This is a genomic window from Enterococcus sp. DIV0756 (genome assembly GCF_051710745.1).
Taxonomy (GTDB): domain Bacteria; phylum Bacillota; class Bacilli; order Lactobacillales; family Enterococcaceae; genus Enterococcus_A.
In genome coordinates, this window is record NZ_JBIOLF010000001.1 from 2,488,444 (window position 1) to 2,504,447 (window position 16,004).

Sequence of the window (16,004 nt, forward strand, 5' to 3'; positions counted from 1 at the left end):
GTTAATTCACGATTTGTTCTTGTACATATTGAGCATAGAGTGGGTGACTGGCAATTAGCTCACTATGCGTTCCATGACCAGTTACCTCTCCTTTTTCAATGAAGTAAATATGATCGGCATCCACGATCGTTGATAACCGATGAGCAATCACCAAAGTTGTCCGCCCTTCCATTAATTGATCCAAAGCCCGTTGGACTTTTTCTTCGGATTGAGAATCTAAACTAGCAGTAGCTTCATCTAACATCAGGATTTTGGGATCTCGTAAAAATGCTCGAGCAATGGCAATCCGTTGTTTTTGACCACCGGATAATTTTACTCCACGCTCACCTAGCTCTGTTTCTAATTGATCTGGAAAATCGCGAACAAATTGATCCGCATAGGCCAGTGCTAATCCATGCCATAATTCCTCATCTGTCAGTGTCCGATCTAGTCCGTATTGTAAATTCTCTCGGATGCTTCCTGCAAAAACCGCACTGTCTTGCGAGACGTAACCGATTTGTGACCGCCAATTGGTTAGACTAAGTGCCTCAATTGAGTCCTCTCCAATTTTGATTATTCCATCGTTCGATTGATAAAAACGCTCCAACAGTGCAAAAATAGTCGATTTCCCACCGCCACTAGGACCGGCAAAAGCAATCACGGTATTTGGTTTTGCTTCAAAGGAAACCTTTTTCAAAATGGGACGATCGGCTACATAATGGAAGGAAAGATTTTCAGCTTTGATTGTTTTTCCTGCTACATCTACCTTTTTCCCTGTTGTAATAGGCTCCAATTCGGTTTTTAGGATTTGTTCGATTCGCTCAGTTGCCCCCATGGCTTTTTGCACTTGCGAGAAGAACATTGCAAAGCTGGCTGCCGGCATCATGATATTAAATAGATACAACAAGAAAGCGACTAATTGTCCGCTCGTTAATGTTCCTGCTTGAACACGAACAGCACCATATCCTAGAATACCAACAAATAGACCCAGCATAACAGTCGTAATAATCGGTTGGAGCATCGCCTCAACTTTTGCATCCTTAACACCCAAATTAAAAATTTTATTGATAAATGTTCCACCGCTGTTCTTTTCAAATTCTTCACCGTTGCTAGATTTAATCAGACGAATTTCAGACAATTTTTCACTGGCTTCCGCATTAAAATCCGCGGTAGCCGCCTGTAATTGACGGCCTAAGCGAGACATGATTCGTCCAATCGGCATCATGATTAATGCCATGATCGGTACCGCCAAAAACATCATCGCTGCCATTTTCCAATCCATTACAAATAAAATGATCATCGATCCAACTAATTGGATTGCTCCAGTAATGAAGTTAGGAAATTGTGTAGCAACTAAATCCTTAATGACGGTGGTGTCATTCACCAGTCGCGAGCTGCTTTCACCCGATTTATGATCGTCATAATACCCTACTGGCATTTGTAAAAGATGACTCCATAATTTTTCCCTTAAGGTTTTAACAGCACTTTCACCAACATAGCGCAGTAAAAAACTGCCAATTGCACCAAACGCTAATTGCGCCACAAAAGCTAAAACTAAAACGATCAACATGGTCTTGTCGATCCGAGCCAATTTACTTGTATCAATCAGCCCCTTCGTCAATTGTGGAACGATTAAACTGGCTCCGCTTGTTAATAAGCTCAAAAACAAACCAATTGCAAATAGTGACTTCTTAGGATTAACACTCAAAATTAAGCGCAGAAAATCCTTTAATTTATAGTTACTTTTCTTTTTGTCGCCCTTGACTGTTCCTTCAGGCGTCATACTCATATCCCGATCCATGATTGGTTCCTCCAAACGTATAAGCATGAGAATTCTTCAGTCGAAGTATCCTCTCACGTTTATCTAATTAAAAATCTTGCCATTCCGTATCTTCTGGATTCCTCGTATTTGTGGAATCCTCACAGAAATCGTGATTTCCCCAAAAGTTCCGTCGAAAATCATGATTGAAATTGCGTGAAAAATCACGTGATGCATTTCGCATCTCACGTTTCATTTGATTGCGCATTCGATGCTGCTCTTCACGTGAAAGATTTTGCCAATCTTCTTGCCAGTTCTCCGCAAGCTGTTCACGCATCGCTTGCATCTGACGCAGGCGATCCATTGGGTCGACAAAACGTCCCGCTTGATTTTGAAATTCTTCCTGCCACCCAGCAGAAATCTTTTGCATATACTCACTAAACTTTTCTTGTTCTTCCTTTGTTAATCCAGCAAAGAACGCTTCACTCATATCTTCTCCAACGTGGCTTAATTTTTGAGCCTTTTGCTTTCCCTTTTCAGTTAGGAAAACGCGTTTGATTCGTTTGTCGTGCTCCTCTTCTTTACGCTGGACATCCCCGCTTTTTTCCATTTTTTTCATCAACTCAGCTAAAGAACTGGGACGTATATCTAGAATTTCGGCTAATTGACTTTGAATCAAACCATCTTCATTTGCTAAAATGGCTAAAACTCGTTGTTGTCCTGTTAACTTTTGTCTCTTACTCATAAAGGCATTACTAGCAGAACTAATAAAACGTAATTGACGCATTAACTCTTTAGTAAATTCGCTCATTGTAAAAATCTCCTTCTTCCATCACTAAAGTTCGGTACCGAACTTTATTACATTAGCTATTATAGTTCGGTACCGAACAGTTGTCAATAACTTTAACCTATTTTTACTACGCATACGATCCAACCAAAGTTTTCGATTATTCATTTAATGAAAGGAATTTTTTTTGGCTTCTCTACATGACATTCTGCTAAACCACCTATTCCATGACACTTGAAAAGAATACAGTTATTTAACAAACCTGATAAACTACAAAAAAGAACCTAGCGAAATTCACCAGGTTCTTCGTTCAGGTTAATATTTATGCTGCTCCTCTTTTACCGGACAACCACTGTCGCAATCTTCACAAGAACTGCCATTTTTAATCCGTCGATAGACAATCACTCCAGCACCGCCGAAAATCAAAATACTCAAAATTACAGTTGCCATTCTTTCACCTCTTTGATCTCTTCAATTGTTACTGATGGCGTTTGCTTAACAGGGCGTCTTATAATGAAATAAATCATCACAGCAAGCACACCCGCTGCTAAAATGAACCCGATACCGATCTGGCCATTTTCGAAAATCACATGTCCAAATTGGTAGACAATAAAGCTCACAGCATAAGCCAATCCGCATTGATAACCAATTGCTCGCCAAGTCCACTTGATGTCGCCCATTTCGCGATGGATCGCACCAATTGCAGCAAAGCATGGCGCACAGAGTAAATTAAAAACTAAAAATGAATAACCGGCGATTGGTGTATAAGCTGCCTGCAAGGATTTCCAGATTTCCACACCATTTTCTGCTACCTCAGCATGACGATATAAAATTCCAAAGGTACCAATCACATTTTCTTTAGCAACCAAGCCTGTGATCGCAGCTACAGCACCACGCCAGTCTCCCCAACCAAGCGGTGCAAATAGCGGTGCGATCAAACCACCTAAAGCGGCTAAAATACTATCATTCTCGTTCACTGCCTGTAAAGTAAAATTGTGACTAGAAATAAACCAGATCACAATACTAGAAACAAAAATAACTGTTCCTGCCCGTTTGACAAAGGCTTTACTATGATCATACGTATAACGCACCGTATTGCCAATTCTAGGCATATGATAGAGTGGGAGCTCCATGATAAATGGTACCGGATCACCCGCAAAAAGCTTAGTTTTCTTCAACGCAATTCCTGATAAAACAATGGCTCCCATTCCGACAAAGTAAGCAGAAGGTGCTACCCAGCTACTGTTAGGGAAAAAGGCTCCAGCAATCAGTGCGATAATTGGTAGTTTCGCGGAACAAGGCATAAATGTGGTCAACATTGCAGTCATTCGGCGATCCTTTTCATTCTCGATCGTTCGACTAGCCATTACTCCAGGTACGCCACAACCCGTGGCGATTAGCATAGGAATGAATGATTTTCCAGATAATCCAAATTTGCGGAAAATCCGATCCATCACAAAGGCAATTCGAGACATATAACCACAATCCTCTAACAACGCCAAACATAAGAAAAGCACCATTAATTGTGGAAGGAAACCTAAAACAGCCCCGACTCCGGCAAGAATTCCGTCTAATATCAAGCTTTGCATCCATTCAGCAACATTCCACGATTGCAAGGTTGAGCTGACAACATTTGGCACGATATCGCCAAATAGACGATCATTTACCCAACCAGTGCCCATCGCTCCAACCGTTTGAATCGCAATATAGTAAATCAACCACATTACTAACGCAAAAATCGGCAATGCTAAGAAACGATTAGTGACAACTCGGTCTATTTTATCTGAAATCGATAATTTGAATTGGTCCTCGTCAACAACACATAATGCTTTTAAATCCGTGATAAAGTTATACCGCTCATTGATTACCAAACTTTCGGCATCTTCACCAAAGATTTTTTCCGTAATTTGAATGATTTCTTGCAGATCTTTTTGTTGGATTGGACTTAAATCTAAGTCTTTTTGTGCTCGTTCGTCTCGTTCAAATAATTTCAGGCTATACCAGCGACTGTATTTAGTGACAACTGTGCTACCTAAAACTTCCACAATTTCACTAAGTGCAGCTTCTAAACGTTTATCATAGTGGGGAAAATTAACTTCCTCCCCTCCTTTTTTAATTAAATGAAGGGCTTCGCTTACTGCTTTATCTAAACCCCAATTTTTTAGTGCGCTGATTCCTACGACTGGAACGCCTAATGCATAAGCCAATTTGTCTAAATTAATTTGTTTGCCACTTTTTTTAATGATATCCATCATATTTACGGCGACTACTACTGGAATCCCCGTCTCAATCAATTGGGTCGTTAAATACAAATTACGCTCAAGATTCGTACCATCAATAATATTAACAATGGCATCCGGCGTACCTGAAAGTAAATAGTCACGTGCGACTACTTCTTCTGGAGAATATGGTGAGAGTGAATAAATTCCTGGCAAATCGTCAATGATGACTTCGGAATCCTTTTTATAAATCCCTTCCTTGCGTTCAACAGTTACTCCTGGCCAGTTTCCCACAAACTGATTCGTCCCTGTCAAAACATTAAAGGTACTTGTTTTTCCGCTATTAGGATTTCCCGCTAAAGCAATGTGTGTTTTCACCATTTATTCTGCCTCCTTAGAAACAATCACCATTTCTGACTCACTTTTTCGTAAACTCAATTCATAGCCGCGAACACGAAGCTCCATGGGATCTCCTAAAGGAGCCAGTTTAACTACTCTAATTGCGGTTCCTCTCGTTAACCCCATATCCATTAAACGGCGCTTAATCGAACCATTGCCATGAACATTTACCACGACCCCTTCTTCGCCGACATTCAATTGATCCAGAGATACCCAAGTTTCTTGGTCTTCCGTTAGCTCTTTCACAAATATTTGTTTGAGTAATGACTGGGATAAAGCCAGTCGTGTATTATGCAAGAGAATAATGCCATTATCACCAGAATGATTGACGACGGCAACTTTCGAACCGACAATCATACCCAAATCTTGTAACCGACGCTTCAAATCATTTGTTAAAGGCATTTCATCAATCTGTACGACGTGGTTCAACGAAACATCTGCCAAAGTTGTCATTTTCTTCTCCACCTTACTGTTTGACTTCTCTATCTAATTAATAATGAGAATCTTTCTCACTAAGAATAGCTTCATTTGATGGCAAAGTCAATAAATGGTCGAAGATTTTTGCTTTTTTCCGAGCAAGTTGTTTGACAATCCCTGATTTATTTGTTTCAAAATACGGATTTTCGTTATTAAAAAAATTTTTTTCTTGTAAAAAAACATCGTATTACGGATTTCTCTATTCTGTAAAGGGATTTTTCTTTGCAACTACCCGTTTTCAATCTTTTTGCAAAAAACACAAAGAGTAGTATACCAATATTTCTCCAACACAATATATGGTGTTTAACGATTGACTTTTTCTCTACATCTTTTATACTAGTAATTGTAGAAATCAAGGGAGGTAGTCTTATGGTAAAAGTCTATTCAAAAAATAATTGTATGCAATGTAAAATGACAAAACGTTATTTAACTGAAAATCATATTTCATTCGAAGAGGTCAACATCGACAATGAACCCGAAGCTTTAGGTTTTCTGAAAGATCAAGGTTTCCAAAGTGTCCCAGTTATTTTCGGCGGACAGCAAGCCATCATCGGTTTCCGTCCAGATCAATTGAAAGCATTAGCGTAATTTAAGAGGACGCGGCAGAAGCATTTAGCTTCATGAATAAGAAGGACCATCTTAAAACAGATTTTCATGTTTTGGACTAATTCGGCTTATTGCGTAGAAGAAATTGCTTCTAGAGCACCGTTTTTCGAAACTTTGCGATCCATGATTGCAAAGTTTTCTTTATTGCCAGTTCCAATTTTCGCAGTTTGCTTAGTAAATGAGTCGCTGTTCAAGAAACTTTATGGAATGGTTATGTGTATGAGCTTTCTCTAAATTTTAACGTCAGAAAAATTCAGACAACAAAATGAACGAACTTTGACGTTATCTGTTGGAACATTCATAAATCAATACGTGATGACGAGTCATTCCTTCGATTTTAAATGATTAGAAATATACAGACACTATATATAGAAAGATGTGACGAGATGAGTTTGAAAGACCTAGGTGAAGTATCATACTTCAAGTTGAATAATGAAATCAACCGTCCAGTGAATGGACAGATTCCACTAAATAAAGATAAAGAAGCATTAGCCGCTTTTTTCAAAGAAAATGTTGAACCAAATACTCATGCATTTTCTTCCGTACAAGAGAAAATCAACTATTTAATAGAAGAAGATTTTCTAGAGGCAGAGTTTCTTGCAAAATATACTCCTGCTTTTATCGAAAAGCTTTATACCTATTTAGCTGAACAAAACTTTACTTTTAAATCATTTATGGCAGCGTATAAGTTTTACTCGCAATATGCGCTGAAAAGCAATGATGGCACGGAATATTTAGAAAGCTATGAAGACCGTGTTGCTTTTAATGCCTTGTACTTTGCGGATGGAGATGAAAAATTAGCTTTGTCCTTAGCAGATGAAATGATCCATCAACGTTACCAACCCGCTACCCCGTCCTTCTTGAATGCGGGACGCAAACGTCGTGGTGAATTGGTCTCTTGTTTCTTGATCCAAGTAACTGATGACATGAACAGCATCGGCCGTTCAATCAACTCCGCTTTGCAATTATCACGTATCGGTGGCGGTGTCGGTATCAATTTGTCCAACTTGCGTGAAGCAGGTTCACCAATCAAAGGTTATGATGGAGCAGCAAGTGGTGTCGTTCCAGTTATGAAATTATTCGAAGATAGCTTCTCTTATTCAAATCAATTAGGTCAACGTCAAGGTGCCGGGGTTGTTTACTTAGACGTCTTCCATCCAGATATTGAAATGTTCTTATCTGCCAAAAAGGAAAACGCCGACGAAAAAATTCGCGTGAAGACTCTTTCCCTTGGTGTGACTGTGCCAGATAAATTTTACGAATTGGCTCGTAAAAATGAAGATATGTATTTGTTCAGCCCTTACGGCGTCGAACGCGAATATGGTGTGCCTTATTCTTACGTGGATATTACGAAGGAATACGACAACTTAGTCGCTAATCCAAATATTCGCAAGAAGAAAATTCGTGCCCGCGATTTAGAAAATGAAATCTCTAAGTTGCAGCAAGAATCTGGCTATCCATATATCATCAATATTGATACAGCGAACCGGGCGAACCCTGTTGATGGGAAGATCGTCATGAGTAATCTATGTTCTGAGATCTTACAAGTTCAAACACCTTCTACCATCAATGGACGACAAGAATATGATGTATTAGGTACAGATATTTCATGTAATCTTGGTTCAACCAATATCGTGAACTTGATGGAAAGTCCCGACTTTGGTCAATCTGTTCGGACAATGGTTCGTGCGTTGACTTTTGTTACTGATGAGTCAGATATTGAAGTTGTTCCTTCGATCCAAAATGGAAACAAGCTGAACCACACGATCGGATTAGGTGCGATGGGCTTACACAGCTTCTTTGCGAAACATCTGATGGAGTACGGTTCAGAAGAATCAATCGACTTTACCAATATTTATTTCACGTTGCTTAACTACTGGACACTAATGGAAAGCAACGAATTAGCAAAAGAACGCAAGACAACCTTCAATAACTTTGAAAAATCAGATTACGCAAACGGTTCGTATTTCGATAAATACACGACTGGCGAATTTGTACCTAAAACAGCTAAAGTCAAAGAAATTTTCAAGGATATCTTTGTCCCATCTGCTGAAGATTGGCAAGCATTAAAAGAAGCCGTTCAAAAAGATGGTTTGTATCATCAAAACCGTCTAGCCGTAGCACCAAATGGTTCAATTTCTTACATTAATGATACAAGTGCCAGCTTGCACCCAATCACTCGTTTGATTGAAGAACGTCAAGAGAAGAAAATCGGTAAGATCTATTATCCAGCACCTTACTTGAATAATGAAACCTTACCTTACTATACTTCTGCCTACGATATGGATATGCGCAAAGTCATCGACGTTTACGCAACTGCGCAACAACACATTGACCAAGGAATGAGCTTGACCTTGTTTATGCGTTCGGAAATTCCTGGAGGCTTGTACGAATGGAAAACAGAAAGTAAACAAACCACACGTGATTTGAATATCTTGCGTAACTACGCCTTCTACAAAGGCTGTAAATCAATCTATTACGTACGTACCTTCACTGATGATGCCGAAGAGATTGGTTCAAATCAATGTGAAAGCTGTGTAATCTAATGATCATTACCTCTCGCACTTCGGTTCGAGAGGTCGTGTTATGCGTAAATTAATACTTTAGGGCTTCAGTCCAACTTTTCGCAGTTGCCAGTTTTACTTTCTACTTTAGTAGATTAGTAAAATGGTATGCGTACGAAAATCAATTGAATTTTTACGTTAGAAAAATTCATACATTGTAGATGAGCTAGCTCAATAACAGCAAGTCAAGTTTAGTTGGATGATATACGTGGTGAGCATCAACTTTATTTTTTCGGTCTTTGAAAAAATAAATACATTAATACGAACTAGGGGGAATATCCATGGCAGAAACTTACTATGAAGCCATTAACTGGAACGAGATCGAAGACGTCATCGATAAATCGACGTGGGAAAAATTAACCGAACAATTTTGGTTGGATACACGGATTCCGTTGTCTAATGACTTAGACGACTGGCGCAAACTATCCGATTTAGAGAAAAAAACAGTCGGCTATGTTTTCGGTGGGCTAACATTACTAGATACTGTCCAATCGGAAAGCGGAATGGATCAATTGCGCAAAGATGTTCGGACGCCGCATGAAGAAGCCGTACTAAACAATATCCAATTTATGGAATCTGTTCACGCGAAAAGCTATTCATCGATTTTTAGTACCTTAAATACAAAAACGGAAATCAATGAAATTTTTGAATGGACCAACACCAATCAATACCTGCAAAAGAAAGCAGAACGAATCAACGAGATCTATAAAAACGGCACACCTTTAGAAAAGAAAATCGCCAGTGTTTTTCTTGAGACTTTCCTTTTCTATTCTGGTTTTTATACGCCACTCTATTATTTAGGAAATAATAAATTAGCAAACGTGGCCGAGATTATTAAATTGATTATTCGTGATGAATCGGTTCATGGAACTTACATTGGCTACAAATTCCAACGCGGCTTCAATGAGCAAACAGAAGAAGAACAAGAACGTTTGAAGGAATGGATGTACGATTTGTTGTATGAATTGTATGAAAACGAAGAACGTTATACCGAAGAATTATACGATGAAATCGGCTGGACCGAAGAAGTGAAGACATTCTTACGCTATAATGCCAATAAAGCATTGATGAATTTAGGCATGGACCCGCTCTTCCCAGATACCGCAGATGATGTGAATCCAATCGTAATGAACGGAATCTCCACCGGAACTAGCAACCATGATTTCTTTTCACAAGTCGGCAATGGCTACTTGCTTGGCCAAGTCGAAGCCATGAACGATGATGATTATTTGATTGGCTTAGAATAAAGCAATAGGCTACTAGCAAAAAATGCTGGCAGCCTATTTTCTATTCTGATGCTTGAATTCGTTTAATGACTGTTTCTTTATTAACAATCGTAGTCGTTGCATAGGTCAGAATCAGCTGAACAACAACTACCAAGAAGATCATCAGCAAGACTTGGATTAATGGGTATTGATACAATTTAATTTGTAGCAACGCATTACTTTCTGCGTAGAGATAAACTAAGTAACCTAGAATACTGCCTAATCCTCCTGCTAGTAAAATGATTCCTAATGCATAAATCAATCCTTCTGTTCTTAGCATTTTCTTCATTTGATGATCGGACATGCCGATTGCTTGCATAACGCCCAATTCCTTTTTGCGGCTTAAAATACTGTCGATCGTTGTGTTGATCAAATTCATAATGCCAACAATTGCCAAGATAAGCATAATGGCATAACCAGCACCAGTCATCATTTGCAGTGACCCTTCCCATTGTTCTAAAACTTCCTTATAGCTTTCTAGTTGAAATAGTTCACTTCCTTCTACAATACTTTCGATAGCCGGCTGGATAGCTTTAACTTGCCCTTTTGCTGCTTTGATATTCACATAATAGGTCAAATTGTTTTTCGATAATTTCTTCACTGCTTCATTGCTCATCAAGAAATTATCAAAGTTCGCAACTGATTGTGCAATATTACCTCCACCGATAACTGTCATATCTTTTTCAAAAGTACGATCGCCATCAAAGAATTTGAAGGTCAATGTTTCGCCAATCTTGATTTCCGGATAATTTGCTAGTACGTAACCTGTCGCAATAACTTTATCTCCCGAGTTTAATTCCTCGTAAGTCGCATGTCCTTCCTCAATATCTCTATTGATCAGAGCCATTTGGTCTTTAGAAATACCGCCAATCGATAATCCCATTGGTTTATCTGTCCCAGGTTCCTTAACACTAGGAACCTCGCCTGTAATAGATTGAAAGTCTTCTACCTTTTCAACACCTTTAATTGATTTGATCTTACTGATCATCTCATCGTTTAATGGATTATCCTGTTGGATCACTGTCCACTCAAGTTCTGGTCGCATTTTATCTCCGCTTCTTGAGCCGATATTCATCCGATAATCTTCGGCAATCGTATCTCGTGCAATTTGTTGAGGATTCATACAGCTGAAGACAGTCGAGATGACTACGAATAGAACACCAATCATTCCTAGTGAAAAGATAGTAATCAACGTCCGTTTTTTATTTCTTGAAAGATTAGCATTTGCCAGTCGTTTTAAATTAAGATCAATAAACCCTTTACGCTGCTTTTTCTTGCCTTGCGTTTGTCCAGTGTATCGCATAGCCTCCACTGGCATGATTTTACTTGCTTGACGCATTGGTTTTAATGAAGCTAAAATAACCGTTAGTAAAGTAACTCCTACCGTCATTCCGATGATCCACGGAAGGATTAGGGATACCTCGCCTTTTTCTACAACCTCTCGCATCACTTCTATGCTTGTCACTTCGTTTTTGATTGAAGACAACATCCAGAAGAAAACAAATTTCACAGTAGCAATCCCGATCAACAGTCCAATTGGAATAGAAATTCCCGCTACAATCAAATTTTCTTTTAAAATAATTTGGCGCGTTTGACGCTTGGTTGCTCCTAACGCGGCCAGCTTTCCGAACTCCTGAACCTTATTGATCAAAGACACATAATAAATACTATAAATCGTCAATGCTCCGGCAATCAATATAATTCCTACAATAATTACCATCCCAGAATAAAAGGCGGGATCAATATAGTTAGCAAAAAGATAATCGCCATTTTCGACAATATTATTTTCAGTTACACCGAAAATTTTTCCAATTTCCTTGACTTGATCCTTAATAGCATCGGTTGAAGTTGCGGCGGCATCAGTCAAACGAATCATCATACGATAGCTTCGTTGTTTTTTGGGAATGACCTCATCCATAAAATCTTTTGAAACGAGCATTGAAAAGATTTTCTTATCCCCTTTGTTTTCACCATCAGGAGAAAAACCAGTTAAACGAAAGCTTTGTTCCTGCTGTAAACTCATTCCATCCTCTTCATAGATCTGAATTGGAATTTTAATCGTATCTCCGATTTTTGCATCCGGATAACCAAGCGTTTTCAAGGCCTGACGTGAAAGAACCGCATCGTTCCCTTTTTCCGGGGCGCGTCCTTTCGTAAATGTTTGTTTGGCCAATTTTTGCGCACCTTTATCCAAATAGCTAATCAGAACAAAGTCGTTTTTATTTAAAACAGATTCACCAACATCTTGACGCAGACCGTATTCGCCAATCGTATCATGCTGAGCGATTTTCTCCATATTTTCTTCAGAGACTTCGCGATACATCGCATGCCAGGTTGGATAAATCTTGTTGACAGCTGCATTCTGAACATTTACAACCCCTAAACCAATCGAAGTGATCAAGAAAACTAACACACTGGTTAAAATGATCGCAATCCCCGAAAGTAGATTTTTCCCTTTATGATATTTCGTGTTGGCTAAAGCCACCGTATTAGTCATCTTCATTTAGATCACCCGCCCATCTTCAATGTGAACAATATGATCAGCTGTTTGGGCGATTCCTTCATCATGAGTAATCATGATTAGTGTCTGTCCAAATTTTTCAACTGATTTTTTTAAAAGCGACATCACTTCTAATTCTGTCTTGGTATCTAAGTTCCCAGTTGGTTCATCCGCCAAAATAATCGCCGGTTCAGCAGCGATCGCTCGTGCAATGGCTACCCGTTGCTGTTGCCCCCCAGAAAGCATGCTTGGTAATGCTTTTTTCCGGTCACTTAATCCGATCGTCTTCAATAAGTCCTCGACAAATGCGGTATTGACTCTTCGATTATCTAAACCGATCGGCAAAACGACATTTTCCCAAACATTCAGTGATGGAATCAGATTATAATTCTGAAAAATAAAACCAATTTTTTGACGACGAAAGACAGCCAATTGCTCATCCTTCATTCGAAAAACATTCTTCCCATCAATAATGACTTGCCCTGAATCGGGTCGATCTAACCCGCCAATTAAATTCAGCAGTGTACTTTTCCCGGAACCCGATTTACCAACTATCGCCACAAAATCGCCCTTTTGTACTTCCAAATCAATATGGTCAACCGCCTTTACGACTGAACTCCCATCATTATAATGCTTTACTAAATCCCTAATTGTTAAAATCATTTTCGTCCCCTTCTTTCCTCATCTCATTTCTATACCCTTAGTATAAAAAAGAACCCTTGCAGGATTCTTTCAACGAACATAACAAATTTGTAAGAAAAGAAATTACGATGTCGGCAAGGTCAATTGAAAATTTGATCCCCGAGGATACCGTTGCTTCACCATGACTGTCCCGCCTTGCCCCTCAATAATTTTCCGAGTCAGATACAGTCCTACTCCAGAACCTTCCACCGCCGTACTAGAAATGCCGCGGTAAAAACGTTGATAAATCTTATTTTGTTCATCAGTAGGAATTCCAGGTCCTTCATCTTTAATTTCAACCAACACATAAGTCACCAATGAGGAAGCCTGAAGAATCACTGTGGTTTGCTTTGGCGAATATTTCACCGCATTTTCCAAAACATTTCCTAAAGCTTCTAACGTCCATTTTTTATCAACCAGAACAAAAACATCCTCCAACAATTCAACTTCCAACTCAATGCCCTTTTCGACTGCTTTCATGATCACACCATTGACTGCTTCATTAATCAACTGTTGCAAGGAAAGCTTTTGTGGTTTCAGTTGAATCAAATCTGTTTCTAGCTGTGAGATTTTTGCTAATCCATCTAGCATCAAGTCCAATTTGTTGATCTGAACTTCTGCTTGATCGGCGAAATTTTTTCGCTCGTGTTCTTCATAATTATCTGAAAGCGCGATGTCTAAGCTTAGCTTTAACGAAGCAACAGGTGTCTTTAACTGGTGCGTGATATCTGTAATACTGGATTTCAGATTTCCTTCTTCCAGCTGACTGCGTTTCAGCATCAATTCATTGTGACTTATCTTTTCTTGATATTCATTGGTCAACTCCTCAAGGCTCTTTTGGATTCTTCTTTTTTCATACATCTGCCAAAAAAACAGCAGAGAAAGGATCAGCCAACAGATCGAAAATACTCGCAGATTCCTGATAAAAAAAGCACGTAATAGGATTGGATGATTCATTTTGTCTACCAAGCCATATTTTTCTTCCAAAGATTTCCCCTCTATCACTAACTCAGAGGTTTTTTGTTTTTCAAAAACCTCAATCAAAGCGGCCTCTGAAAATTTCGCTTCTTTATTCAATAATGCTAAAGTCGCTTGACGATCCTGCTCGATTTCCGAATACATTTTAAGATTTTGAGCGATAAACAGCGCAAAGCACCCAATAGATATCAATACGTAAATCAAAATTATTTTTTTTGAACGTCGTTGATCCATAGATACCCCACTCCCCGTACGGTTTTAATTCGTTCCTTACCGATTTTCTGCCGTAACCGACTAATATTAACTGAAACGGTATTCGTATCAACATACTCTCCTTTGGTATCCCAGATTTGATCAAGTAACTGATCTGTTGAAAGAATTTGTTTCGGATTTTCCATGAAAAGCACCAGCAATTGGATCTCCGTCTTACTTAACGGCAAAAGCTCTCCTTGTAACTTGACCTTCATTTCGGTTAATGAGACTGATAATTCCCCAGATATTAATTCTTGTCCTTGATTGCGTACGACTCGCTTCATCATCGCCTGCACTTTTGAGACCAAAACCATCAAACTAAAAGGCTTCGTCATATAATCGTCAGCGCCATGAACATAGCCCGACACAATGTCGTGTTCCTGATTATAAGAAGTCAGCATCAAAATCAAAACATTCGATTGTTCGCGAATTTTCTGACAAAAATCCAAACCGCTGCCATCTGGCAAAGAAAGATCACTGATAATTAAATCAATCTCATTTTGTTCGAATGCCCGCTCAGCTGAAGCAATATCTAAACAAGTCGTGATCTCGTACCCTTCTCTACTCAAACATAATTGAATCCCATTATTTAAATTTTGATCGTCCTCTAATAAAAGAATTTTCCTCATTTTTCCTCCTAATATACCAAATACACCCATTTGATTCCTCTTACCTCTAACTCTATCAATGAACAGGAGCCCTGACAATACTACTTTATTCAAAAAAAGGATAAAACCATCGTTAAATGATTTTATCCTCCCTTTTAAACATTGATCATCCGAAGTTTTGTGATGTTTTTATACATCGATAAATCCTCAATCACATCGGTATAATTCATTCCACGTGGCAGATCGATCGTATAAACATTCGTGTAAATCCGATAGTCGTCCATGAAATCTACGTCAAAATCGACATCCTCTACTTCGATTTTTTTACTCTCAAAATAATTCATAATAAATTCCTTGGTCGCTTCACGATGGATATAACGAATCTCCAGCTTTTTGATGGCATTGATTTTGATAATCCGCTTTACCACCGTTAAAGCTAAAATAATACCGACAAAACTGCAAATAGCGATCGTATAATAGCCCATACCGATGGCGATTCCTAAACCAGCACCTGCCCAGATCGATGCGGCAGTGGTTAATCCTTTTACCGAACGATTGCTAACCATGATGGTTCCCGCACCAAGAAAACCAATCCCGCTAACGACTTGCGCAATCAATCGCGCCTCATCCGCTCGCACGACTCCGACAAATTCAGGCTTTGCCGCAGCATAGCGTAACGCTTGGTCGGCAATTTCCACTTGGATCAAGGCGATGATGGTCGCCCCCATACAAACCAAGATATGCGTTCGTATACCTGCTGGCCGATTCTTATACTCTCGTTCAATCCCGATGGCACCACCCATGATCATAGCTAAAAATAGCCGCAGCATAATTTCATAAACAGACAATTTCAAATCCATTTGTGCACCACCTTCTTGTTCTTAAATTCTCTTTTCTTTTAGTATAGCACGGCTACAAAAAAGAGCGCTC

The 16,004-nt window shown here is 39.1% G+C and carries 13 protein-coding genes; 3 read left to right on the forward strand and 10 right to left on the reverse strand.

The genetic code is table 11. The annotated features are described in order from the left end of the window. Position 1: 1 nt before the first annotated feature. From IGI44_RS12135 to IGI44_RS12155, 5 genes are all read right to left on the reverse strand, one after another. Positions 2–1,780 (reverse strand): ABC transporter ATP-binding protein, encoded by a 1,779-nt coding sequence (locus IGI44_RS12135; protein ID WP_438787965.1) that lies wholly within the window; start codon positions 1,778–1,780, stop codon positions 2–4. A gap of 67 nt (positions 1,781–1,847) precedes the next feature. Continuing rightward, positions 1,848–2,549 (reverse strand): MarR family winged helix-turn-helix transcriptional regulator, encoded by a 702-nt coding sequence (locus tag IGI44_RS12140; protein WP_438787966.1) that lies wholly within the window; start codon positions 2,547–2,549, stop codon positions 1,848–1,850. 291 nt (positions 2,550–2,840) lie between these two features. Next, complete coding sequence (locus tag IGI44_RS12145) at positions 2,841–2,975, reverse strand: FeoB-associated Cys-rich membrane protein (RefSeq protein WP_438787967.1); 135 nt, start codon at positions 2,973–2,975, stop codon at positions 2,841–2,843. After that, the gene (gene feoB / locus IGI44_RS12150) at positions 2,963–5,125 is read right to left on the reverse strand and encodes a ferrous iron transport protein B (RefSeq protein ID WP_438787968.1); all 2,163 of its coding nucleotides are present in this window, start codon (positions 5,123–5,125) and stop codon (positions 2,963–2,965) included. Before feoB ends, IGI44_RS12145 begins: the two co-directional genes overlap by 13 nt. Further along, positions 5,126–5,596, reverse strand: a complete 471-nt coding sequence (locus IGI44_RS12155; protein ID WP_438787969.1) for a FeoA family protein — start codon at positions 5,594–5,596, stop codon at positions 5,126–5,128. A gap of 393 nt (positions 5,597–5,989) precedes the next feature. Here IGI44_RS12155 and nrdH point away from each other — a divergent pair, with 393 nt between their 5' ends. The 3 genes from nrdH to nrdF all read left to right on the forward strand — a co-directional run bounded on the left by nrdH (position 5,990) and on the right by nrdF (position 10,037). Continuing rightward, the gene (gene nrdH / locus IGI44_RS12160) at positions 5,990–6,208 is read left to right on the forward strand and encodes a glutaredoxin-like protein NrdH (protein WP_216409902.1); all 219 of its coding nucleotides are present in this window, start codon (positions 5,990–5,992) and stop codon (positions 6,206–6,208) included. A 404-nt stretch (positions 6,209–6,612) separates the two neighbouring features. Further along, on the forward strand, positions 6,613–8,772 hold the full coding sequence (gene nrdE / locus IGI44_RS12165; protein ID WP_438787970.1) for a class 1b ribonucleoside-diphosphate reductase subunit alpha: 2,160 nt from the start codon (positions 6,613–6,615) through the stop codon (positions 8,770–8,772). Between the two features lie 299 nt (positions 8,773–9,071). After that, on the forward strand, positions 9,072–10,037 hold the full coding sequence (gene nrdF / locus IGI44_RS12170; protein ID WP_216409904.1) for a class 1b ribonucleoside-diphosphate reductase subunit beta: 966 nt from the start codon (positions 9,072–9,074) through the stop codon (positions 10,035–10,037). Positions 10,038–10,077: 40 nt separating this feature from the next. Here the strand turns inward: nrdF and IGI44_RS12175 are convergent, their stop codons facing one another. From IGI44_RS12175 to IGI44_RS12195, 5 genes are all read right to left on the reverse strand, one after another. Continuing rightward, the gene (locus IGI44_RS12175) at positions 10,078–12,558 is read right to left on the reverse strand and encodes an ABC transporter permease (protein WP_438787971.1); all 2,481 of its coding nucleotides are present in this window, start codon (positions 12,556–12,558) and stop codon (positions 10,078–10,080) included. Further along, positions 12,559–13,218, reverse strand: coding sequence for an ABC transporter ATP-binding protein (locus IGI44_RS12180; protein ID WP_438787972.1), 660 nt, complete (start codon positions 13,216–13,218; stop codon positions 12,559–12,561). 102 nt (positions 13,219–13,320) lie between these two features. Continuing rightward, the gene (locus IGI44_RS12185) at positions 13,321–14,448 is read right to left on the reverse strand and encodes a sensor histidine kinase (RefSeq protein ID WP_438787973.1); all 1,128 of its coding nucleotides are present in this window, start codon (positions 14,446–14,448) and stop codon (positions 13,321–13,323) included. Beyond that, positions 14,421–15,095, reverse strand: coding sequence for a response regulator transcription factor (locus IGI44_RS12190; protein ID WP_438787974.1), 675 nt, complete (start codon positions 15,093–15,095; stop codon positions 14,421–14,423). Before IGI44_RS12190 ends, IGI44_RS12185 begins: the two co-directional genes overlap by 28 nt. Positions 15,096–15,229: 134 nt before the next feature. Then, on the reverse strand, positions 15,230–15,934 hold the full coding sequence (locus tag IGI44_RS12195; protein ID WP_216409909.1) for an MgtC/SapB family protein: 705 nt from the start codon (positions 15,932–15,934) through the stop codon (positions 15,230–15,232). Between the last annotated feature and the right edge of the window lie 70 nt (positions 15,935–16,004).